General features: G+C 74.3%; 21 protein-coding genes. 6 read left to right on the top strand and 15 right to left on the bottom strand.

Annotation, left to right across the window (positions count from 1 at the left end; translation table 11 throughout):
* Window positions 1-46: 46 nt before the first annotated feature.
* On the bottom strand, window positions 47-1,933 hold the full coding sequence (locus GA0074694_RS18245) for an ABC transporter ATP-binding protein (RefSeq protein ID WP_091459997.1): 1,887 nt from the start codon (window positions 1,931-1,933) through the stop codon (window positions 47-49).
* 152 nt (window positions 1,934-2,085) lie between these two features.
* Between GA0074694_RS18245 and GA0074694_RS18240 the strand changes: the two genes are divergently transcribed.
* The 3 genes from GA0074694_RS18240 to GA0074694_RS18230 all read left to right on the top strand — a co-directional run bounded on the left by GA0074694_RS18240 (window position 2,086) and on the right by GA0074694_RS18230 (window position 5,765).
* Complete coding sequence (locus GA0074694_RS18240) at window positions 2,086-2,715, top strand: TIGR03085 family metal-binding protein (RefSeq protein WP_091459994.1); 630 nt, start codon at window positions 2,086-2,088, stop codon at window positions 2,713-2,715.
* A 149-nt stretch (window positions 2,716-2,864) separates the two neighbouring features.
* Window positions 2,865-3,815 carry a terpene synthase family protein gene (locus tag GA0074694_RS18235; RefSeq protein WP_091459992.1) on the top strand — a complete coding sequence of 317 codons (951 nt, stop codon included), beginning with the start codon at window positions 2,865-2,867 and terminating at the stop codon, window positions 3,813-3,815.
* Window positions 3,816-3,938: 123 nt separating this feature from the next.
* Window positions 3,939-5,765: an AMP-dependent synthetase/ligase gene (locus GA0074694_RS18230; protein WP_091459989.1), complete on the top strand. Its 1,827-nt coding sequence runs from the start codon at window positions 3,939-3,941 to the stop codon at window positions 5,763-5,765.
* Window positions 5,766-5,876: 111 nt separating this feature from the next.
* Here GA0074694_RS18230 and yczR read toward each other — a convergent pair whose 3' ends face one another.
* Window positions 5,877-7,331: a MocR-like transcription factor YczR gene (gene yczR / locus GA0074694_RS18225; protein ID WP_091459987.1), complete on the bottom strand. Its 1,455-nt coding sequence runs from the start codon at window positions 7,329-7,331 to the stop codon at window positions 5,877-5,879.
* 60 nt (window positions 7,332-7,391) lie between these two features.
* Between yczR and yczE the strand changes: the two genes are divergently transcribed.
* On the top strand, window positions 7,392-8,036 hold the full coding sequence (yczE, locus tag GA0074694_RS18220) for a membrane protein YczE (RefSeq protein ID WP_091459984.1): 645 nt from the start codon (window positions 7,392-7,394) through the stop codon (window positions 8,034-8,036).
* A 67-nt stretch (window positions 8,037-8,103) separates the two neighbouring features.
* Entirely contained in the window at window positions 8,104-8,574 is a 471-nt protein-coding gene (locus GA0074694_RS18215; RefSeq protein ID WP_091459982.1) for a hypothetical protein, read from the top strand.
* Between the two features lie 57 nt (window positions 8,575-8,631).
* Here GA0074694_RS18215 and hisF read toward each other — a convergent pair whose 3' ends face one another.
* The 11 genes from hisF to hisD form a co-directional block, all read right to left on the bottom strand.
* Entirely contained in the window at window positions 8,632-9,438 is an 807-nt protein-coding gene (hisF, locus tag GA0074694_RS18210) for an imidazole glycerol phosphate synthase subunit HisF (protein ID WP_091459979.1), read from the bottom strand.
* A 302-nt stretch (window positions 9,439-9,740) separates the two neighbouring features.
* Window positions 9,741-10,739, bottom strand: coding sequence for an NADP-dependent oxidoreductase (locus GA0074694_RS18205; RefSeq protein ID WP_091459977.1), 999 nt, complete (start codon window positions 10,737-10,739; stop codon window positions 9,741-9,743).
* Window positions 10,736-11,161, bottom strand: a complete 426-nt coding sequence (locus tag GA0074694_RS18200) for an organic hydroperoxide resistance protein (protein WP_091463369.1) — start codon at window positions 11,159-11,161, stop codon at window positions 10,736-10,738. The genes GA0074694_RS18205 and GA0074694_RS18200 overlap by 4 nt, the downstream gene beginning before the upstream one ends.
* A 5-nt stretch (window positions 11,162-11,166) precedes the next feature.
* Window positions 11,167-11,613 carry a MarR family winged helix-turn-helix transcriptional regulator gene (locus GA0074694_RS18195; RefSeq protein ID WP_091459974.1) on the bottom strand — a complete coding sequence of 149 codons (447 nt, stop codon included), beginning with the start codon at window positions 11,611-11,613 and terminating at the stop codon, window positions 11,167-11,169.
* An 88-nt stretch (window positions 11,614-11,701) separates the two neighbouring features.
* Complete coding sequence (gene priA, locus GA0074694_RS18190; protein ID WP_091459972.1) at window positions 11,702-12,427, bottom strand: bifunctional 1-(5-phosphoribosyl)-5-((5-phosphoribosylamino)methylideneamino)imidazole-4-carboxamide isomerase/phosphoribosylanthranilate isomerase PriA; 726 nt, start codon at window positions 12,425-12,427, stop codon at window positions 11,702-11,704.
* A gap of 15 nt (window positions 12,428-12,442) precedes the next feature.
* Entirely contained in the window at window positions 12,443-12,766 is a 324-nt protein-coding gene (locus tag GA0074694_RS18185; RefSeq protein WP_091459969.1) for a hypothetical protein, read from the bottom strand.
* 32 nt (window positions 12,767-12,798) lie between these two features.
* Window positions 12,799-13,419, bottom strand: coding sequence for an imidazole glycerol phosphate synthase subunit HisH (gene hisH / locus GA0074694_RS18180; RefSeq protein WP_091459966.1), 621 nt, complete (start codon window positions 13,417-13,419; stop codon window positions 12,799-12,801).
* Window positions 13,416-13,589 (bottom strand): hypothetical protein, encoded by a 174-nt coding sequence (locus GA0074694_RS31755; protein WP_176737996.1) that lies wholly within the window; start codon window positions 13,587-13,589, stop codon window positions 13,416-13,418. Before GA0074694_RS31755 ends, hisH begins: the two co-directional genes overlap by 4 nt.
* Before the next feature lie 22 nt (window positions 13,590-13,611).
* On the bottom strand, window positions 13,612-14,223 hold the full coding sequence (gene hisB, locus GA0074694_RS18170) for an imidazoleglycerol-phosphate dehydratase HisB (RefSeq protein ID WP_091459962.1): 612 nt from the start codon (window positions 14,221-14,223) through the stop codon (window positions 13,612-13,614).
* 43 nt (window positions 14,224-14,266) lie between these two features.
* Window positions 14,267-15,391: a histidinol-phosphate transaminase gene (locus GA0074694_RS18165; protein ID WP_091459959.1), complete on the bottom strand. Its 1,125-nt coding sequence runs from the start codon at window positions 15,389-15,391 to the stop codon at window positions 14,267-14,269.
* The gene (hisD, locus tag GA0074694_RS18160) at window positions 15,388-16,713 is read right to left on the bottom strand and encodes a histidinol dehydrogenase (protein WP_091459956.1); all 1,326 of its coding nucleotides are present in this window, start codon (window positions 16,711-16,713) and stop codon (window positions 15,388-15,390) included. The genes GA0074694_RS18165 and hisD overlap by 4 nt, the downstream gene beginning before the upstream one ends.
* A 102-nt stretch (window positions 16,714-16,815) precedes the next feature.
* Between hisD and GA0074694_RS18155 the strand changes: the two genes are divergently transcribed.
* Window positions 16,816-17,520, top strand: a complete 705-nt coding sequence (locus GA0074694_RS18155) for an LON peptidase substrate-binding domain-containing protein (protein WP_091459954.1) — start codon at window positions 16,816-16,818, stop codon at window positions 17,518-17,520.
* On the opposite strand, the gene GA0074694_RS18150 is transcribed toward GA0074694_RS18155, so the two are convergent.
* Window positions 17,435-18,262: a hypothetical protein gene (locus GA0074694_RS18150; protein ID WP_091459952.1), complete on the bottom strand. Its 828-nt coding sequence runs from the start codon at window positions 18,260-18,262 to the stop codon at window positions 17,435-17,437. The two genes, GA0074694_RS18155 and GA0074694_RS18150, sit on opposite strands and share 86 nt — an antisense overlap.
* 56 nt (window positions 18,263-18,318) lie before the next feature.
* The gene (locus tag GA0074694_RS18145; RefSeq protein ID WP_091459950.1) at window positions 18,319-20,094 is read right to left on the bottom strand and encodes a MinD/ParA family ATP-binding protein; all 1,776 of its coding nucleotides are present in this window, start codon (window positions 20,092-20,094) and stop codon (window positions 18,319-18,321) included.
* Window positions 20,095-20,185 lie beyond the last annotated feature (91 nt).

Below are 20,185 nucleotides of genomic sequence, written 5' to 3'. Positions count from 1 at the left end.
CCGTCGCTGTTCGCGACTGCGGGGCTCGCAAGCTCACTCCTCACGCTCACCGGTCCATCTCCACTTCGAGGCCGGTGGCCACCGGGACCACCGCCGGATCCTGGTAGGTACGGGCCTGCTCGCGGTCGGTCTCCGCCTGCTCGTACGCGGTGACGAGGTCCACGTAGCCGGGCACGGTGGCGAGCAGCTCGGCGTGCGTGCCCCGGGCCACCACCCGGCCCTGCTCGACGTAGATGACCTCGTCGGCCAGGGCGATGGTGGCCCGCCGGTACGCCGCCACCATGATCGAGGTGCCCGGACCCGTTCCGTCGGTCGCCGACGAGCGCAGCCCGGCCAGGATCGCCGCCTCGACCCGGGGGTCGACCGCGCTCGTCGCGTCGTCGAGCACCAGCAGCCGGGGCCGGCCGGCGAGCGCGCGGGCCAGGGTGAGTCGCTGCCGCTGACCGCCGGAGAGCGAGGTGCCCCGCTCGCCGACCCGGGTGTCCAGCCCTTCGGGCAGGGCCGCGACGAACCCGTCCGCCTCGGCCAGCCGCAGTGCCGCCCAGACGTCGTCGTCGCTGATCCCCGGCCGGTCCAGGGTGATGTTGGCGCGCACCGTGTCGTCGAAGACGAACGGCACCTGGGCGACCAGCGCGACGTTGCCGGCCAGCGAGGCGGCGGTCAGCTCCCGCAGGTCGACCCCGTCCAGGGTGACGGTGCCCGCGTCCGGGTCGACCAGGCGCACCGCCAGGGCGGTGATGGTGGACTTGCCGGCCCCGGTCGGGCCGACCAGGGCGACGGTGCGCCCGGCGGGCACGGTGAAGGTGACCCCGCCGAGCACCTCGGCGCCGGGCAGGTGCGCCTCGGCCGGCTCGTACCGGAAGGAGACGTCGGTGAAGGCGAGCGTGGCCGGCCCGCCGTCGGCCGGGTCGGCGACCCGGTCCCCGTAGGCCATCTCGCCGGTGGCGCGGAGCACCTGCTGCACCCGGTCCCACCCGGCCACGCTGCGCGGCAGTTCGGCGAGGACCCAGCCGATGGCCCGCACCGGTACGGCCAGCACGGTGAACAGGAAGGCGACGCTGACCAGCTCGGCGACGGTGATGGCGTCCTGGCGCAACCGGACCGCCCCGACCACCAGCACCGCCAGGGTGCCGATGCTGGGCAGGGTCTCCAGCAGCGGGTCGAACAGACCGCGCAGCCGGCCGACCGCGATCAGCGCGTCGCGCAGCTCACCCGCGCGGGCGGCGAACCGGCGGGTCTCCTGCGCCTCCCGGCCCATCGTCTTGACCACCAGCGCGCCGTCGAAGCTCTCGTGGGCGATGCCGCTGACCTCGGCGCGCAACTGCTGGGCGCGGGCCTGCCGGGGGGCCATCCGCCGGGAGTAGACCACGTTGAGCGCGAACAGGGCGGGGAAGACGGCCACCCCGACCAGGGCGAACGCCCAGTCGGTGAGGAAGAGCGTGACGACCGCCCCGACCACCATCACCAGCGTCCCGACCGCGAAGGGCAGCGGCGCGATCGGGTACCAGGCGGCCTCCACGTCGGAGTTGGCGTTGGAGAGCAGGGTGCCGGTGGCGTGCCGCTGGTGCCAGGCCAGCGGCAGCTCCAGATAGCGTCGGGTCACCCGGCGGCGGTAGGCCGCCTGGAGGCGGTACTGCATGTAACCGGCGCCGAGACGCCGCCCGAAGATGCCGATCACCCGCAGCACGCTGATCCCGAGAAGGGCGGCGGCGGCCAGCGCCAGCACGCCGGCCTCCACCGAGCCCCGGGTGATGGAGGGCACCACCACGTCGCCCACCACCGCGCCGATCACGTACGCGCTGCCGATCACCATCGCGCCGAAGAGCACGCTGCCGCCGACCGCGATCGTGAAGATCCGTGGTTGTTCCCGGACGGCCCGCCCGAGGACCCGGAGGCCCCGGATGAGCACGGCCGTACTCGTCCCGCTCGACACGCTCTACTTCCCCCGCCGTAAGCCGCAATTATCTCCCTCATCCTTACCGGTCGGCGTCCCGCACGCCGACCCGGGTTCGGAATTGTCCGGTGTGGCACGAGTGCGCCGCGCCATGTCGGGTGGTGCGGCGGGGCGCGGCCTACCATCGGGGAATGTCGCGGTACGCCCGATCGGAGCGCCAGGCGCTCGCCGACCTCATGCTGGCCCTCGGCCCCGACGCGCCGACCCTGAACGAGGGCTGGGTGGCCCGGGACCTCGCCGCCCACCTGGTGGTCCGCGAGCGCCGGCCGGACGCGGCGGGCGGGATCCTGCTGCCCCCGCTGCGCGGGTACGCCGAGCGGATGCGGCTGCGGATCGCGGCGCGTCCCTGGGCCGAACTGGTGGCGCAGGTGCGCCAGCCGCCGGTGTGGAGCCCGCTGAGCAACCCGCTGACCGACGAGTTGGTCAACACCATGGAGTTCTTCATCCACCACGAGGACGTCCGGCGGGCCGACCCCGGCTGGCAGCCGCGCGACCTGCCGGTCGGGCTGCACGCCGCGCTGTGGAAGCGGGTCGCCCCGATGGCCCGGTTCGCGCTGCGCCGGTTCCCGGCGAGCCTGCTCGTCCAGGCCCCGGGGCACGGGGAGGTGCGCTGCGGGCGCGGCGGCGAGGCGCTCCGGCTGGTCGGCGCCCCCGGCGAACTGACCCTCTTCCTCTCCGGGCGTCAGCGCGCGGCCCGGGTGCAACTGGACGGACCGGCGGCGACCGCCGACCGGCTGCGTACCGCCAAGCTGGGCCTCTGACCGACCCCGCGGCCGGCCACCGGGCCGCCAGGCAGGGGCGCGACCGTTCCGGACCGGGGCGGGGGCGAACGGAAAGAACAAGTCCGATATCTTGCCCCCGCACGGATTTGTCGGTCCGCCCCGCCCGGGACGGTGTGGCAGGGGGTGGCATGCGGAGTTTCGCGCTTTCTACGCTACGGGAACCACCGTTCCCGGGCCGGTGTCACCCGGCGGTCGCCGAGGTCGCCCGGGAGAGCGCCGACTGGGCCGACCGGCTGGGCCTGACCAGGTCCGCCGAGAGCCGACGACGGCTCGCCGGGGCCGCCGCCGCCGACCTGGCCGGGCGGGCCTGCCCGGAGGCACCGGTGGCCCGGCTCCGCCTGCTGACCGATCTGATCACCTGGCTCTTCGCGGTGGACGACGCCTGCGACGAGGACGGGCTGGGCGACACCCCGACCCGGTTGGCCCCCACCGTGGCCGGCCTGCTCGACGTGCTCGACCTGCGGGGCGACCCGGCGCCCCCGGCGCTGCTCGGCACCGCAGGTCCGCGCGGGGTCGCGCTGCACGACCTGTGCCGACGGGTCCGCGCGCACGCCCGTCCGGCGGTGCTGCTCGCCTTCACCGGGCAGCTGCGGGAGTACCTCCTGGCGTTGCTCTGGGAGGCAGCCAACCGGGAGCACCGGCGGGTGCCCGGCGTCGCCGAGTACGTGCAGATGCGCCGGCACACCGGCGCGGTCCACCCGAGCTTCACCCTCACCGACCTGGCGTACGACGGGCCGCCGCCGGACGAGCGGACCGACCCGGCGCTGGCCACCCTGGAGACCCTCGCCGCGAACCTGGTCTGCTGGTGCAACGACGTCTTCTCCTACGGCAAGGAGTACCGGTCGACCGGCGACGGGCACAACCTGGTCGCCGCCATCGCCGGGGAGGAGCAGCACGCCGAGCAGGCCGCCCTGCTGGCCGCGGCGGAGCTGTTCAACCGGGCGCTGACGGCGTACACCGAGCGGGAGACGGCGCTGCTGCGCACGGCCGACCCGGCCACCCACCGGTTCGTGGCGGCCCGCCGGGGTTGGATCCGGGCCACCTGGGACTGGTCACTCGCCGCCTCCCGGTACGCCTGACGACCCGGGACACGGCCCCGGAGGACCGGGGCTAGCCGATGACCGGGTGTACGCAATACCCTTCGGTAACCGCAGACCAGCGTGACCACGATCACGTCACCACCCCTGAAGGCGGTTACAGCGATGGCTCTCGATGTACCGTACCGTTCGATCCCGGACATGTTCCTCAAGCGCGTGGCGGCCACCCCGGACCGCCCCGCCTTCGCCCATCCCGCCCCCGACGACTCGGGACCGGTCTGGCTGACCTGGGAACAGGTGGGGCACCGGGCCAAGGCGGTCGCCGCCGGCCTGCACGGTCTGGGTGTCGGACTCGAGGACCGGGTGGCCATCCTGGCCAACACCCGGCTGGAGTGGGTCGTCGCCGACCTCGGCGTCATGTGCGCGGGCGGGGCGACCACCACGGTCTACCCGACCACCGAGCCGGAGGACACCTGCTACATCGTCGCCGACTCCGGCTCGCGGGTGCTCTTCGCCGAGAACCCCACCCAGGCTGCCAAGATCGCCGGGGCCGACCTGCCCGCGCTGACCCACGTGGTCCTCTTCGACGGCACCGCCGACCCCGGCGCGGCCGTCCCCCAGCTCACCCTCGCCGAGCTGGAGGAGCAGGGCACACGGGCGCTGGCCGCAGAGCCGGGCCTCGTCGAGGGGATCGTCGAGAACCTCGGACCGGACCACCTGGCCACGCTGATCTACACCTCCGGGACGACCGGCCGCCCCAAGGGCGTCGAGCTGCTGCACGGCGGCTGGTGCTGGGAGGGGGTCGCGCAGGCCGACGTCGGGCTGCTCCGCAGCGACGACCTCCAGTACCTCTGGCTCCCGCTGTCCCACTCGTTCGGCAAAACCCTGCTCTGCGGGGCGACCCACGTCGGCCTGCCGACCTACGTCGACGGCCGGGTGGACAAGCTGGTCGAACTGCTCTCCGTGGTCCGTCCGACGCTGATGTGCGGCGCGCCCCGGGTCTTCGAGAAGGTCTACAACAAGTCGGTCACCACCGCGCGGGACGCCGGCGGCGTGAAGGCGAAGATCTTCGCCTGGGCGGTCCGGGTCGGCAAGGAGAAGGTCGCCCTGGAGCAGGCCGGCAAGCCGGTCCCGGGCGGGCTCCGGCTGCGCCACCGGCTGGCCGAGAAGCTGGTGTTCAGCAAGATCCAGGACCGGCTCGGCGGCCGGATCCGCGTGCTGGTCTCCGGGTCCGCTCCGCTGAGCCCGGAGATCGCCACCTTCTTCGCCGCGGCCAACCTGCCGATCTCCGAGGGGTACGGCCTCACCGAGACCAGCGCCGGCAACTTCGTCAACCGGCCGGACGGGCTGCGGATCGGCACCGTCGGGCAGGCCATGGGCGACCTGGAGTGCCGCATCGACACCGACGGGGAGATCCTGCTCCGGGGCCGTCCGGTGATGCGTGGCTACCACAACCTGCCCGAGGAGACCGCCACCGCCTTCACCGAGGACGGGTTCTTCCGTACCGGGGACATCGGCACGCTGGACGCCGACGGCTACCTGAAGATCACCGACCGGAAGAAGGACCTGTTCAAGACCTCCGGCGGCAAGTACGTCGCGCCGTCGCACATTGAGGGCATGTTCAAGGCGATCTGCCCGTACACCTCGCAGGCTCTCGTGATCGGCCAGGCCCGCAACTTCTGCACGATGCTGGTCACCCTCGACCCGGACGCGATCAAGGGCTGGGCGGCGGGCGGGCCGCTGGCGGGTCGCGACTACACCGCGATCGCCACCTCGCCGCAGGCGAAGGATATGGTCGAGGGGTACGTCGCGGAGCTGAACAGCAAGCTCAACCGCTGGGAGACCATCAAGAAGGTCACCATCCTGCCGCGCGACCTGACCATCGAGGACGGCGAGATCACCCCGTCGCTCAAGATCAAGCGGCGCGGGGTGGAGAGCAACTTCGCCACCGAGATCGAGAAGATGTACGACGGCGCGCTCGCCGAGATCTGACCCACCACCCGGCCCCGGGCGGACCCTCGTCGCGAGGGAACCGCCCGGGGCCAGCCCGTGTCCCGGCCGGACGAGGGGTCCGTGCGCCGGACGGTTGCCCGGGGGCGGCGCTCAGGCGATGACGGAGGGTTCGCGCCACTGCGGACGGCCGGCCCGGTCCAGGTCGTACCGGACCGCGGCGATCCGGTGCACGGCGTCGACCAGATCGGCGGCGGGCAGGGTGAACGGCAGCCGCAGGAAGCGCTCCAGCGTGCCGTCCAGCCCGAACCGGGGGCCGGGTGCCAGGCGTACGCCGACCTCCTCGGCGGCCCGGGCCAGGGCGCTGGAGACCGGCCCGTCCAGTTCCGCCCAGAGGGTCACCCCGCCGCGCGGCACGGTGACCCGCCACTGCGGCAGCCGCTCGGCTAACGCGGCCAGCAGCGCGTCCCGTTGGTGGGCGAGCTGCGTCCGGCGGGCGGCCACGATCGTCGCCGCGTCGGCGAGCAGGTGGACCGCGACGAGCTGGTCCAGCACCGGGCTGGACATGTCGACCCCGATCCGGGCGGCGGCCAGCCGCTGCACCTGCGGGGCGGAGGCGCGCACCCAGCCGATGCGCAATCCACCCCAGTACGGTTTGCTCATCCCGCCGATCGTGATCACCCGCGAGTGCCGGTCGAAGGTGGCGGTCGGCGGGGGCACCGGCGTGCCGTCCAGCGGCAGGTCGACGAAGGACTCGTCGACCACCAGGTCGGTCCCGGCCGCGTGGGCCGCCCCGACCACCCGCTCGCGCAGGTCCACCGGCATGAGGTGGCCGGTCGGGTTCTGGAAGTCGGGGATCAGGTAGGCCAGCCGCGGTCGGGACTGGCGGATGCTGGCCAGCAGCAGGTCCGCGTCCCAGCCGGCGTCGAGCGCGAGCCCGTGGGTGGCGATCCGGGCCCGTCGCGCGGCGAGCGCGGCGAGCGCGTTGGGGTAGGTCGGCGACTCCACGAGCACGCTGCCGGCCGGGGCGAGCGCCAGCCGCAGCACCAGGTCCAACGCGTGCTGGGTGCCGTTGGTGACCATGATCTGCTCGGGGCTGGTGGGCAGGCCACGCTCGGCGTACGAGCGGGCGATCGCCTCCCGCAGCTCGATGATCCCGGTCGGGTGGTAGCCGGCGCTGCCCAGGTAGCGGGGCAGGTCCTCGGTGGCGGCCCGGGTGGCCGGGACCAGTTCCGGCGGGGCGGCCAGCGCGGCGATGCCCAGGTCGATCATGTCCAGGTCGTCCTGGGGGGTCCACAGGCCGGAGCTGGCGACCCGGTGACCGCCGGGAAGCATGGTCCAGCTCCCCGCTCCGCGGCGACTGGTCAGGTGCCCGCTCTCGCGCAACGCCCGGTAGGCGGCGGTGACCGTGGTCCGGCTGATCCGCAGCGCCTCGGCGAGTTCCCGCTCGGCCGGCAGGCGTACCCCCAGCGGCAGGCGGCCGTCGGCGAGCAGGCCCCGGACGGCGGCGGCGAGAGCGGCGTAGTCCGGGGACCGGCGGCGGCCCGGCAGCGCATGCCACTGACCGAGCAGGCGGGCCAGTTGTCCCCCGCGAACCTGGCTGGTCATGGCCACTCCCTCCCAATTGGCTCTCTCGAACCGCCGCGATTGGCCCTTAGGTTGGCATGCATGGCCCCGACTGGCAACCTCCGTGACCGGCTGCCCCGACGCCTGGTCCAGCTCTTCGCCGGACTGGCGCTCTACGGCGTCAGCATGGCCTTCATGATCGAGTCGAACCTCGGGCTGAACCCGTGGGACGTCTTCCACCAGGGGCTGGCGCGACACACCGGGCTCTCCTTCGGCACCGCCACCATCCTGGTCGGATTGCTGGTGCTGCTGCTCTGGCTGCCGCTGCGGCAACGTCCCGGCCCGGGCACGGTGAGCAACGTCCTGGTCGTCGGTCTGGTGATCGACGCCAGCCTCGCGCTGCTGCCCGACCTCCGCCCGGTCGCCGCCCGGACCGCGCTGCTCGCCGCCGGCATCCTGCTCAACGGCCTGGCCACCGCGCTCTACCTCGGCGCCCGACTCGGTCCGGGGCCGCGCGACGGGCTGATGACCGGGTACGTGGCCCGTCACCCGGGCCGGTCGGTCCGCCTGGTCCGAACCGTCATCGAGGTGGCCGTACTCGCGCTGGGCTGGCTGCTGGGCGGCACGGTGGGCGTCGGGACGGTCGCCTACGCGCTGGCCATCGGCCCGCTGACCCAGGCGTTCCTGCCCCTGGTCACCGTCTCCGGCGCCGACGCGCCGGTACGACCACTGGCCGAACCGGTCTGAGCTGGGCGTCCCGCGAGCGCCGAACCGGGTGTTTTACTCCGGGCCACTCAGCCGGCATCATTTTCCCATGGGGGCTGAGGGATGGCGTTGGTCGGACGCCTGGATCTTCGTGGCACTGGTGATCGCCAGCGGAGCCGGACGGCACCGCCGGGCCCCGTCGAGCCGGCGGCCGGAGGGGGTCCGCCTCACCGACGTGCTCTCCACCGCCGACCACCTCAACCAGGCGATTCCGCAGCGGCACGAGGTGGAGACGGCGGTGCGTCGCCTGGCCGGTGCCGGTCTGGTCAGCGTCACCGACGGCTGGTTCCGGATCACACCGGCCGGTGAGCAGCTCTGGCGGACCCGACCGGCCGCCGGGCTCTCCACCGCCGTCGACACGGTGCAGACCGCGCTGGGCCGGCGGCACGCGCCGGGACAGGCCGACTGGGTGCTGCCGGAGGAGGAGCACGCCGCCGCCGTCCACGAGTACGTCAAACGGTCGATTCCGACCCCACGCCGCTCGCCGGAGGGCGGCGGTCCGGACCGCGACCGGGGCTGATCCGCCCACCCGGGGGGGACTCCGACGGGCCGGGGCCACCGGCTCCAGCTGGAGACGTCAGGCCTCGGCGGGCACCCCGGCCGGGGCGGCCACCGGCAGCCGGACCGGGTGCCCGGCGGCGTGCAGGGCGTCCTTGACGTCACCGATGCTCAGCTCACCGAAGTGGAAGACACTGGCCGCGAGCACCGCGTCGGCGCCCGCCGCCACGGCCGGCGGGAAGTGTGCCACCGCCCCGGCCCCGCCGGAGGCGATCACCGGCACGTCGACGACCGCCCGCACGGCGCGGATCAACTCCAGGTCGAAGCCGGCCTTCGTGCCGTCGGCGTCCATCGAGTTGAGCAGGATCTCGCCCGCCCCGAGCACGGCCACCCGGTGCGCCCACTCCACCGCGTCCAGGCCGGTGCCCCGCCGTCCGCCGTGGGTGGTCACCTCGAACCCGCTGTCGGTGGTGCCGGCCGGTGCCCGTCGCACGTCGAGGGAGAGCACGAGCACCTGCCGGCCGAACCGCTCGGCGATCTCGGCGATCAGCTCGGGACGGGCGATGGCGGCGGTGTTCACTCCCACCTTGTCCGCGCCCGCCCGGAGCAGCACGTCCACGTCGGCGACGCGGCGCACGCCCCCACCGACGGTGAGCGGAATGAAGACCGACTCGGCGGTCCGGCGGACCACGTCGAGCATGGTGCCCCGGTCGTCGGAGGAGGCCGTCACGTCGAGGAAGGTCAGCTCGTCCGCGCCGGCCCGGTCGTACGCCGCGGCCAGCTCGACCGGGTCGCCGGCATCCCGCAGGTCGACGAAGTTGACGCCCTTGACCACGCGTCCGGCGTCCACGTCCAGACAGGGAATGACCCGTACCGCCACCGTCATGCCGCGAGCCTACCGCCCACCCCGTTCCGCCACCCCGGCCCGCCGACGCCCCCGGCCCGTGCCGGCACACGCCGGGCGCCGGGCGACGCGTGCCGGGCACCGGGCGACGCGTGCCGGGCACCGGGCGACGCGTGCCGGGCACCGGGTGCCGGGTGCTGGGTGCCTGCAGGGGTCCCCTCCTCGACAAAAAGCGGTAACAGGGGACCCCTGCTTCCACCTGGGTCGGTGAGGTGGGCGGAAGCCCTGTTTCCACCCGAGGGGTGGGTGGAATCTCGGCTACCAGCCGGGTGGGGTGGTGGATCTCACAGGCGGACGAGCATCTTGCCGAGGTTCTCGCCGCGGAGCAGGCCGAGGAAGGCCGCCGGGGCGTTCTCGATGCCGTCGACCACGGTCTCGTCCTGGTGCAGCCGACCCTCCCGCAGCCAGCCGGACGCCTCCTCGACGAACTGCCCGCGCAGGTGGCCGTAGGAGTTGACCAGGAACCCGCGCAGGGTGAGCTGCTTGCCGATCACCAGCGCCAGGTTGCGCGGGGCGGGCGGCGGCTCGGTGGCGTTGTAGTGGGCGATCATGCCGCAGATCGCCGCCCGGCCGTGCGGGCGCAGCACGGCGATGGCCGCCTCCAGGTGGTCGGCACCGACGTTGTCGAAGTACACGTCGATCCCGTCCGGGGCGGCGGCGCGGAGCTGGTCGCGGACCGGGCCGTCGTGGTAGTCGAAGGCGGCGTCGAAGCCGAGCGCGCGCAGGCGCTCGACCTTGGCGGGTGAGCCGGCGCTGCCCACCACCCGCGCCGCGCCCCGCAGCTTCGCGATCTGCCCGACCAGGCTGCCCACCGCACCGGCGGCGGCGGAGACGAACACCGTCTCGCCCGCACGCATGCCGGCGACCTCCAGCAGGCCGGCGTACGCGGTCAGGCCGGTCATCCCGAGCACGCTCAGGTACGCGTTCACCGGCGCGAGCGCCGGGTCGACCCGGCGGGCGGAGCCGGCGTCGAGCAGCGCGTACTCCCGCCAGCCGAGGCCGTGCAGCACCAGGTCACCGGGGGCGTACCCCGCGGCCCGGCTCTGCACCACCTCGCCGATCGCGCCGCCGTCGAGCGGGGCGTCGAGCCGGAACGGCGGGACGTAGGACTTCACGTCGTTCATCCGCCCCCGCATGTACGGGTCGACGGACATGACCACGTTGCGGACCACGAGCTGGCCGTCCCCGGCGGTCGGGACGGACGTGGAGACCAGACGGAAGTTCTCCGGGGTGGGCCAGCCGTCCGGCCGGGACGCGAGGTGGATCTCCCGGTTCACCGTCATGCGGCGTCCCGGACGGTCAGGGTGGTGTCGATCGCGCCCCGGGTGGCGTTGGAGTACGGGCACACCTGGTGGGCCCGGGCGACCAGGTCCTCGGCGACGGCACGCGGCACCGACGGCAGGTCGACCACCAGGCCGACGGTGAGGGTGAAGCCGCCGTCGCCGTTCGGGCCGATGCCCACCTCGGCGTCCACCACCGAGCCGCTGACGTCGGCCTTGGCCCTGCGGGCGACCAGGCGCAGCGCGGAGTGGAAGCAGGCGGCGTACCCGGCGGCGAAGAGCTGCTCGGGGTTGGCCGCGCCGCCGGCGCCACCCATCTCCTTCGGCACGGCCAGATCGAGGTCGACGGTGCCGTCGGAGGTGCGGACGTGGCCGTCGCGGCCGTCGCCGGTGGCGTGGGCGGCAGCGGTGTAGAGCACCTGCATGGTGGTCACTTCCCCTTGTGTCGGTGGATGGTCTCGGTCACCCGGGTGAGGGTGTCGCGGAGCGCGACCAGCTCGTCGGGGGTGAGTCCGGTGGACGCGGCGACCCGGTGCGGCACGTCGCAGGCCCGCTCCCGCAGTGCCCGGCCGGCGGCGGTCAGCTCGACCTCCACCCGTCGTTCGTCGCGGGCGGCCCGGCGGCGGACCAGCAGCCCCACCCCCTCCAGCCGCTTGAGCAGCGGGGAGAGCGTGCCGGAGTCGAGCCGCAGGTCGGTGCCGAGTTCGGAGACGGTCGGAGCGGCCTCGCCGCGTTCCCAGAGCACCAGCAGCACCAGGTACTGCGGGTAGGTCAGCCCCAGCTCGTCGAGGATCGGCCGGTAGACGTCGGTGACCGCCCGGGAGGCGGTGTAGAGCGCGAAGCACACCTGTCGGCGCAGCACCAGGTCGTCGTCCACCCGGAAAAGGTAGCGCGCAATTCGATTGCGCACAACTCAATTGGCTGGACGGGACCCGGCCCGGTGGGTGCCGGGCCGGGGTGCCGGGTCAGGCGTCGGCGAGCACGCGCAGCGCCTCGGCCACCGTGAACGCGCCGGCGTAGAGCGCCTTGCCGGCGATCACGCCTTCTACGCCGACCGGCTCCAGGGTGGCCAGGGCCCGCAGGTCGTCCAGGGTGGAGACACCGCCGGAGGCGATCACCGGGGCGTCGGTACGCGCGCAGACCTCGCGCAGCAGGTCCAGGTTCGGCCCGCGCATGGTGCCGTCCTTGGTGATGTCGGTCACCACGTACCGGGACGCCCCCGCCTTGTCCAGCCGCTCCAGCACCTCGTAGAGGTCGCCGCCGTCGCGGGTCCAGCCCCGCGCGGCGAGGGTACGGCCCCGCACGTCCAGCCCGATCGCCACCCGGTCGCCGTACTCGCCGCAGACCCGGTCGCACCACTGCGGGTCCTCCAACGCGGCGGTACCGATGTTGACCCGGGCCGCACCGGTGGCCAGGGCGGCGCGCAGCGAGGCGTCGTCCCGGATCCCGCCGGACAGCTCCACCTTCACGTCCAGCCGCCGCACCACCTCGGCGAGCAGCGGGGCGTTCGACCCCCGACCGAAGGCGGCGTCGAGGTCCACCAGGTGGATCCACTCCGCGCCGTCGTTCTGCCAGGCCAGCGCCGCCTCCAGCGGGTCGCCGTAAGTGGTCTCGCTACCGGCGGCGCCCTGCACGAGACGGACGGCCTGCCCGTCGGCGACGTCCACGGCGGGCAGCAGGGTCAGACTCAACGTGTTCTCCTCGGATCAGGTACGGCGGTCCAGGGCGATCACCACGATCGCCGGGAGTACGAGCAGTAGTAGCACCATCAGCAGCACCCGCAGCGCGGGATCGGGCACCAGCGTCCAGATCGACCCCAGCACGGCCAGGGTCAGCACCACGATGCCGGCGCGCTCGGCCCGGCTCCGGCGGGCCAGCAGGCGGCCGGTACGCCGCCGCCCACCCGGCCTCAGCCGGCGCAGCAGCGCGCGACGGCGTTCCCGCCGGGCCACCCGGCGGGCCCGTACGGCCCGGTCCCGTTCCCGTTCGGCCTCCCGGGCGGCCCGCAGCCGGGCCCGTTCCTTGCTCACCGGCCGACCCGACCGTGCTCAGCCATCGCCGGTCACAGCGTGCCCAACCAGTTGCGCAGCAGCAGGGCACCGGTGTCGGCCGACTTCTCCGGGTGGAACTGGGCGGCCGAGAGCGCGCCCCGCTCCACGGCGGCGACGAAGTCGTCCCCGTGCCGGGCGGTGGTCACCACGGCACCGGCGGCGGTCAGCGCGGCCACGTCGGCGACGGCGTACGAGTGGACGAAGTAGAACCGTCCCCCCTCCGGCAGCCCGGCGAAGAGCGTCGATTCGGCCGGCGGGCGCAGCGTGTTCCAGCCCATGTGCGGCAGCCGGGTGGCGGCCAGCCGGGTCACCCCGCCCGGCAGCAGACCCAGCCCCCGGGTCACCACCCCGTGCTCCTCGCCATGGGAGAAGAGCACCTGCATGCCGACGCAGATGCCGAGCACCGGTCGCCCGGCGGCGACCCGGTCGGCGATCACCGGGCCGGCACCGAGCGCCTCGATCCCGGCCATGCAGGCGGCGAAGGCCCCGACGCCCGGCACCACCAGCCCGTCGGCGGCGGCCGCGGCGGCCAGGTCGGCGGTGACCGTCACGTCCGCACCGGCGCGCTGCAACGCCCGCTCGGCGGACCGCAGGTTGCCCGACCCGTAGTCGAGCACCACGACGCGGCTCACGAGGTCACCACCGGGATCAGCCAGAGCACGCCCCCGACGCCCGCGAGCAGGGCGAGCAGGGCGGTCACCACGACCACGCCCCGGGCGGCGCCCTGCCGGTGCAGGGAGACCGCCCCGCCGACCAGGAGGCCGGCGAGGATCAGCAGCAACGAGGGGAGCACCGTGTCCATCAGCGGCACCCCGTTGCGGCGGTCACAGCGCCCCCTTGGTGCTCGGCACCACGCCGGCCGAGCGCGGGTCGACCGCGGTGGCCTCGCGCAGCGCCCGGGAGACCGCCTTGAACTGCGCCTCCACCACGTGGTGCGCGTCCGGGTGGCCGCCGGGCCGGGCCGCCCGGAGCACGTCCACGTGCAGGGTGATCCGGGCCGCCTGCCCGAACGACTCCCAGATGTGCCGGGTCATGCTGGTCGGGTAGACCGGCCCGATGTACGGGGTGAGCAGCGGCTCGTCGTGCACCACGTACGGTCGGCCGGAGAGGTCGACGGCGGCGCGGACGAGCACCTCGTCCATCGGGACGGTCGCCGAGCCGTACCGCCGGATGCCGGCCTTGTCCCCCAGCGCCTGGTCGAACGCGGCGCCGAGGGCGAGCGCGGTGTCCTCCATGGTGTGGTGGGCGTCGATCTCCAGGTCGCCGACGGTCCGCACGGTGAGGTCGAAGCCGCCGTGCCGGGCGATCTGGTGCAGCATGTGGTCGTAGAAGCCGACCCCGGTGCTGATCTCCGCCGCGCCGGTGCCGTCGAGGTCGATCTCGACGAGCACCCTGGTCTCCTTGGTGGTCCGCTCCACCCGGGCGGTCCGGCTCATGCTGGGTAACCTCTCGTTCGCGACTGCGGGGCGCACGCTGTCCTCACCGGATCTCCTCCATCGCGGCCAGGAAGGCGTCGGTCTCGGCCGGGGTGCCGGCGGTGACCCGCAACCAGCCGGCCAGGCCGACGTCCCGGACCAGCACACCCCGCTCCAGCAGGGCCCGCCACGCCACGGACTGGTCTCCGCCGACCTCGAAGAGGACGAAGTTGGCGTCGCTGTCGGCGACCCGCAGGCCCCGGTCACGCAGGGTGGTGACGATCCGGTCGCGCTGCACCTTGATCGCCGCCACCGTGCCGAGCAGGGCGTCCCGGTGGGCCAGGGCCGCCCGGGCGGCGGCCTGGGTCAGCGCGGAGAGGTGGTACGGCAGCCGCACCAGCTGCACCGCCGCCACCACGGCCGGGTCGGCGGCCAGGTAGCCGAGACGCCCGCCGGCGAACCCGAACGCCTTGCTCATCGTCCGGGTCACCACCAGACGCGGATGGCCGGGAAGCACCGCCAGCGCGCTGACCGTGCCGGGGCGGGCGAACTCGGCGTACGCCTCGTCGACCACCACCATGCCGCCGGCGACGTCCAGGACGGCGGCCACCACCTCGGGGTCGAGCGCGGTGCCGGTCGGGTTGTTCGGTGAGCAGAGGAAGACCACGTCCGGACGGTGCTCGCGGACCTGCGTCACCGCGTCGTCGACGGTCAGCCCGAAGTCCGCGCCGCGCCGGGCCGGCTGCCAGGCGGTGCCGGTGCCCAGCGCCAGCAGCGGGTGCATCGAGTACGCGGGCGTGAAGCCGAGCGCCACCCGCCCCGGGCCGCCGAACGCCTGGAGCAGCTGCTGCTGGATCTCGTTGGAGCCGTTCGCCGCCCAGACCTGCTCGCCGGTCAGTCCGTGGCCCAGGTAGCCGGCCAGGTCGGCGCGGAGCGCCACCGCGTCCCGGTCCGGGTAGCGGTTGAGGTCACGCAGTTCGGCGGCGAGCGCCTTGCCGATCGCCTCGACCACCGGCCCCGGCACCGGGTAGGAGTTCTCGTTGGTGTTCAGCCGCACCGCCACGTCGAGCTGCGGCGCGCCGTACGGGCGCATGCCGCGCAGGTCGTCGCGGATCGGCAGGTCGTCCAGTCGGGTCCGGGCCGGGTCGGCGGGGCCCGTGCCGACCGGCCGGTCGTCGGGGGCGGTCATGACAGGGCCTCCCCGGGGAAGCGTGCCCGCACCGCCTGGCCGTGCGCGGGCAGGTCCTCCACGGTCGCCAGGGTGACCACGTGCCCGGCCACCTCGCGCAGCGCCGCCTCGGTGTACTCCACCAGGTGGATGCCGCGCAGGAAGGACTGCACGGAGAGACCGGAGGAGTGCCGGGCGCAGCCGCCGGTGGGCAGCACGTGGTTGGAGCCGGCGCAGTAGTCGCCGAGCGACACCGGCGACCAGGGGCCGACGAAGACCGCCCCGGCGTTGCGCACCCGCAACGCCCACTCGCGGGCGTCGACGGTCTGGATCTCCAGGTGCTCGGCGGCGTACGCGTCGACCACCCGCAGCCCGGCGGCGAGGTCGTCGACGAGGACGATGCCGCTCTGCTCCCCGGTGAGCGCGGTGGTGACCCGCTCGACGTGCTTGGTGGCGGCCACCTGGCGGGTCAGCTCGCGGTCCACCGCGTCGGCCAGCGCCACCGAGCAGGTGACCAGGACGCTCGCCGCCAGCGGGTCGTGCTCGGCCTGGCTGACCAGGTCGGCGGCGACGTGCGCCGGGTCGGCGGTGTCGTCGGCGAGGATGGCGATCTCGGTCGGGCCCGCCTCGGCGTCGATGCCGACCACGCCGCGCAGCAGCCGCTTGGCGGCGGTGACCCAGATGTTGCCCGGCCCGGTGATCATGTCGACCGGTGCGCAGCGGGTCGTCCCGGCGGCGTCGGTGGTCGACCCGTACGCCAGCATCGCCACCGCCTGGGCGCCACCGACGGCGTACACCTCGTCGACGCCGAGCAGGGCGCAGGCGGCCATCACGCGCGCGTCGGGCAGGCCGCCGTTGTCCTGCTGCGGCGGACTGGCCACGACCAGCGAACGGACCCCGGCGGCCTGGGCCGGGACCACGTTCATCACCACGGTGGACGGATACATCGCCAGGCCACCGGGGACGTAGAGACCGACCCGGTCGACCGGCACCCAGCGCTCGGTGACCGTACCGCCGGGCACCACCCGGGTGGTGTGGTCGGTGCGGCGCTGGTCGTCGTGGACCCGGCGGGCCCGGGCGATCGACTCCAGCAGCGCGGCGCGCACGTCCGGGTCGAGCGTCCCCTCGGCGGCGGCGATGGCCTCGACCGGCACCCGCAGCTGTTCCGGGGCCACCCCGTCGAACCGTTCGCTCGCCTCCCGGATCGCCGGGTAACCATGCTCCCGCACGGCCTCGACGAGCGGGCGGATCCGCTCGACCGCGGCGGAGACGTCGAGCCGGGCGCGGGGCAGCAGGCGGCGCGGGTCGGTGTCGCTCCCCCGCAGGTCGATCCGATTCAGCACACCGCGAGTCTAGGCGGCCGGGCGCGCGGGGGCCGTGGGGCGTCCGAACGCCGGGACGGTGAGGCGAGCCACGCCCCACCGGATCGGGCTACCCTCGACGGCGTGACCGCACGGCTGCCGGTGTTCCCGCTCCAGACGGTGCTCTTCCCCGGACTGGTGCTGCCGCTGCACATCTTCGAGGAGAGATACCGCGCGCTGATCCGCCACCTGGTCGCGTCTCCCGAGGGTGCCTCCCGGGAGTTCGGGGTGGTGGCGATCGAGCGCGGCTCCGAGGTGGCCCCGCCCGCACCGGCCGACGGGTCGCCGCCGGGGCTGGCCGGGATGACGTTGCACGAGGTGGGCTGCACGGCCGAGCTGCGCCAGGTCACCGAGCTGGCCGACGGCGGCTTCGACGTGGTGACCGTGGGCCGGCGGCGGTTCCGGCTGGCCCGGGTCGACGAGCACGCCGCGCCGTACCTCACCGCCGACGTGGAGTGGCTGCCCGAACCGGAGGACCCCGACGAGGCCACCGGGCTGCTGGCGGCCCGGGTGATCGCGGTCTTCCGGCAGTACCTCGCGCTGATCCGACCGGATCCGGAGGCGATCGCCGAGCAGTTGCCCGACGACCCGACGGTGCTGTCCCACCTGGTCGCGGCGACCGCCGCGCTGACCGTGGCCGATCGGCAGCGGCTGCTCGCCATCGACGAGACCGCCGGCCGGCTCCGCGCCGAGCTGCGGCTGCTCAACCGCGAGGCGGCTCTGCTGCGTCAGGTGCGGGCGGTTCCGGTGCCGTTGCGGGAACTGGCGTCCCCGCCGGCACCCAACTGACCTGCTCCGGCTCCGGGCGCAGCGACGGCCACCGGGACCAGCCGGCCAGCAGGGTGTACGTCACGGCGACGGCGAACGCCGGCAGCAGCAGGTTGCCGTGCGGCACCGGCAGCACTCCGAGCACCTGGTCGACGCCGCCCGCGCGCAGGTCGACCGGTTTGTCGAAGTGCCGCCCGACGGGTGCCTCGACCAGCAGCCGCTGGAACTCCGCCAGCCCGATCCGCCGGCCGAGCTGCCAGGCGACCACGGCCGCGCCCAGGCTGCCGAGAACGCCCACGAGCAGCCCCAGTGGACCCCGGTGCCGGCGCAACAGGAACCACAGACCGAGCGCCACCAGGATTCCGAACCCGAGGCCGAGGAGGCTGAACCAACCGTCCGCCGCGATCGGCTGCTCCGGCTGGGCCTCGGCGTAGACCGCCCCGTCGGCGCTCTTGATCACCGGCGTGCCGGGGGCGAGTGCCGCCCAGAGCAGCCCGAGGGGGACGCCCAGCAGGGTCAGTAGTCCGAGCGCAGCCACCATCCGGCCGGGCGCCCACCGGGCCGGCGCGACCGGTACGTCGGCTCCGGCCGGCAGACCGACGCCACCGGGTCCGTCGACGCCGATCGGTCCGCCTGCGCCGGCCGGCAGGCCGACGCCGGTCGGAGGCGCGGCGACAGCCGGTCCGTCGGCGCCGGGATGCGGGGGGTGTGCCGCGTCGGCGGGGTCGACGGGACGGTCGGGATCGGGGCTTGCCGGGCTCACCCGGTGATCCTCTCAGGCAGCCCGACGTGGTGGCACGGCGGTGGCCGACCACGACGTCACCGGGCGAAGGGCTCCAGCATCACCGCGGCGGCGCTCAGCCACGCCTCGCGGGTCGCCGGCTGGAGCTGGTGGTACTCGATCGACGAGCCGGTCTCCAGGGCCGGGTCGTAGGGCACCACCGCGACCGCCCGGGTCCGCGTGGCGAAGTGCCGTTGCAGGTCGTCCAGGAGCGGGGAACGGTCCGGGTTGGGACAGGAGAGCAGGGTGACCGCGTTGTCGGCCAGCTCGCCCATACCGACCTCGTGCAGCAGGTCCAGCATCCAGTCGGCGCTGAACGCCGCGTCCTCCCGGGGCACCGTGGTCAGCACGAGCTGGTCGGCGGCGTTCATCACCGCCCGCCAGTTGGGGCTCTCCACGTTGTTGCCGGTGTCGACGCAGATCACGTCGTGGGTACGGCGGAGCAGGTCGAGCACCCGCTGGACGGTGTACTTGTCGAGCTTCTGGGCGAAGCGGGGGCTCTCCTCTCCGGCCAGCACGTCGTACGAGCCGTCGGAGGCGTGCCGCAGGTAGTCGTCGAGCTGCTCCACCAGGTCCGGGCCCTGGCTGATCTCGATCGTGGCGAGGTCGGCGATCAGGTGCCGGATCGTCCGGGCGTGTCGCGCGCTGCCGGCGCGCAACCCGAGGGTGCCGCGCAGCTCGTTGTCGTCCCAGGCCAGCACACCCCGCCCCCGCACACTGCCCACCGTCGCGGCGGCCAGCACGGTGGCGGTGGTCTTGTGCACCCCGCCCTTCGGGTTGGCGAAGGCGAGCACCCGGGGGGTGCCGAAGTCGCGCCGCAGGATCGCCGCGGCGTGCTCCTGCTCGCTCTCGACGGACTGCGGGCGCCACTCCAGCCGGGCCGGGTAGCTCCGGTCGACGACCGCCGGCACCGCCGCCCGCGCCACCGGCGGCGGGTACGCGGGCTCCGGCTGGCGGTAGCCGCCCTCCAACGCCCCGTAGCGGCTCTCGGCGGGGTAGGGGTTGTGCCGGTACTGCTCCAGCAGCGCGTACCGGGACTCCGCCGACGGGGCCGGCTCCCGGTACACCGGCTCGACCGGGTGGGCCGGCTCGGGCTGGTAGACCGGCTGCACCGGCATCACGTAGGCCGGCTCGACGGGGTAGGCCGGCTCCGCCCGGTAGCTCGGCTCGGCGGGGTACGCCGGTTCCGCCGGGTACGCCGGCTCGGGCTGCCGGTAGGCCGGTTGGGCGCGGTAGCCGTCGTCGGCGCGGTAGGCGTCGCCGGCGCGGTAGCCGTCGTCGGCGCGGTAGCCCTCGCCGGGCCGGTAGCCGTCGCCGGAGCGGTAGCCGTCCTCGGACTGGTAGCCGTCCTCGGCGCGGTAGCCGTCCTCGGCGCGGTAACCGGAACCCGCGCGGTAGCCGGAGTCGGCGTCGGTGCGGTAGGCGGGCTCGACGCGGTAGGTCGACTCGGCCGGGTACGCCGTTCCGCCCTGGTAGACCGGTTCCACACGGTACCCAGGATCAGCCCGGTATCCGGAGTCGGCACGGTACGCCGACTCGACCGGACGGTCGGGCTCCACCGGGTACCCCGGATCCGAGCGGTACTCCCCGCCGGACGCCGGCTCGATCGCCCGCGCCCGCCCGGCGTAGCCGTTGCCACCACTGCGCCGGGGCAACGGGTCCGGTGCCGGCGGCAGGAACGGTGCGTCCACCTCCCGGTCGGTCTCGACCTGCTCCCCGCCGCCGCGGCCACCGAGCCGAGCCCGGTCGAGCAGCGTGCGCCAACGTGGTGCTGGTTCGGCTGACCGACCCCAACCGGTCTCGGTGCCGTCCAAGGCTCGCCCTCCCCAGCGCCATCGGTCTCCGCCTGACAGGCTACGAAGCCAACCCTATTCGGACCACACCCGTGCGCGCACCTCCCCGTCG

This window comes from Micromonospora inyonensis (assembly GCF_900091415.1).
Classification (GTDB): Bacteria; Actinomycetota; Actinomycetes; order Mycobacteriales; family Micromonosporaceae; genus Micromonospora; species Micromonospora inyonensis.
Note: the sequence above shows the minus strand (reverse complement) of the source record. Positions and strands in the feature narration are given on the sequence as shown.

What these genes read in the sequence shown, in the direction of transcription:
- hisF (WP_091459979.1), bottom strand. Translation starts at nt 9,438, where the DNA reads ATGACGGTGGCGGTACGGGTCATTCCCTGTCTGGACGTGGACGCCGGA.
- GA0074694_RS18200 (WP_091463369.1), bottom strand. Translation starts at nt 11,161, where the DNA reads ATGCAGGTGCTCTACACCGCTGCCGCCCACGCCACCGGCGACGGCCGC.
- GA0074694_RS31755 (WP_176737996.1), bottom strand. Translation starts at nt 13,589, where the DNA reads ATGGACACGGTGCTCCCCTCGTTGCTGCTGATCCTCGCCGGCCTCCTG.
- GA0074694_RS18215 (WP_091459982.1), top strand. Translation starts at nt 8,104, where the DNA reads ATGGGGGCTGAGGGATGGCGTTGGTCGGACGCCTGGATCTTCGTGGCA.
- hisB (WP_091459962.1), bottom strand. Translation starts at nt 14,223, where the DNA reads ATGAGCCGGACCGCCCGGGTGGAGCGGACCACCAAGGAGACCAGGGTG.
- GA0074694_RS18205 (WP_091459977.1), bottom strand. Translation starts at nt 10,739, where the DNA reads ATGACGGTGAACCGGGAGATCCACCTCGCGTCCCGGCCGGACGGCTGG.
- yczE (WP_091459984.1), top strand. Translation starts at nt 7,392, where the DNA reads ATGGCCCCGACTGGCAACCTCCGTGACCGGCTGCCCCGACGCCTGGTC.
- yczR (WP_091459987.1), bottom strand. Translation starts at nt 7,331, where the DNA reads ATGACCAGCCAGGTTCGCGGGGGACAACTGGCCCGCCTGCTCGGTCAG.
- GA0074694_RS18240 (WP_091459994.1), top strand. Translation starts at nt 2,086, where the DNA reads ATGTCGCGGTACGCCCGATCGGAGCGCCAGGCGCTCGCCGACCTCATG.
- GA0074694_RS18230 (WP_091459989.1), top strand. Translation starts at nt 3,939, where the DNA reads ATGGCTCTCGATGTACCGTACCGTTCGATCCCGGACATGTTCCTCAAG.
- GA0074694_RS18165 (WP_091459959.1), bottom strand. Translation starts at nt 15,391, where the DNA reads ATGACCGCCCCCGACGACCGGCCGGTCGGCACGGGCCCCGCCGACCCG.
- GA0074694_RS18235 (WP_091459992.1), top strand. Translation starts at nt 2,865, where the DNA reads ATGCGGAGTTTCGCGCTTTCTACGCTACGGGAACCACCGTTCCCGGGC.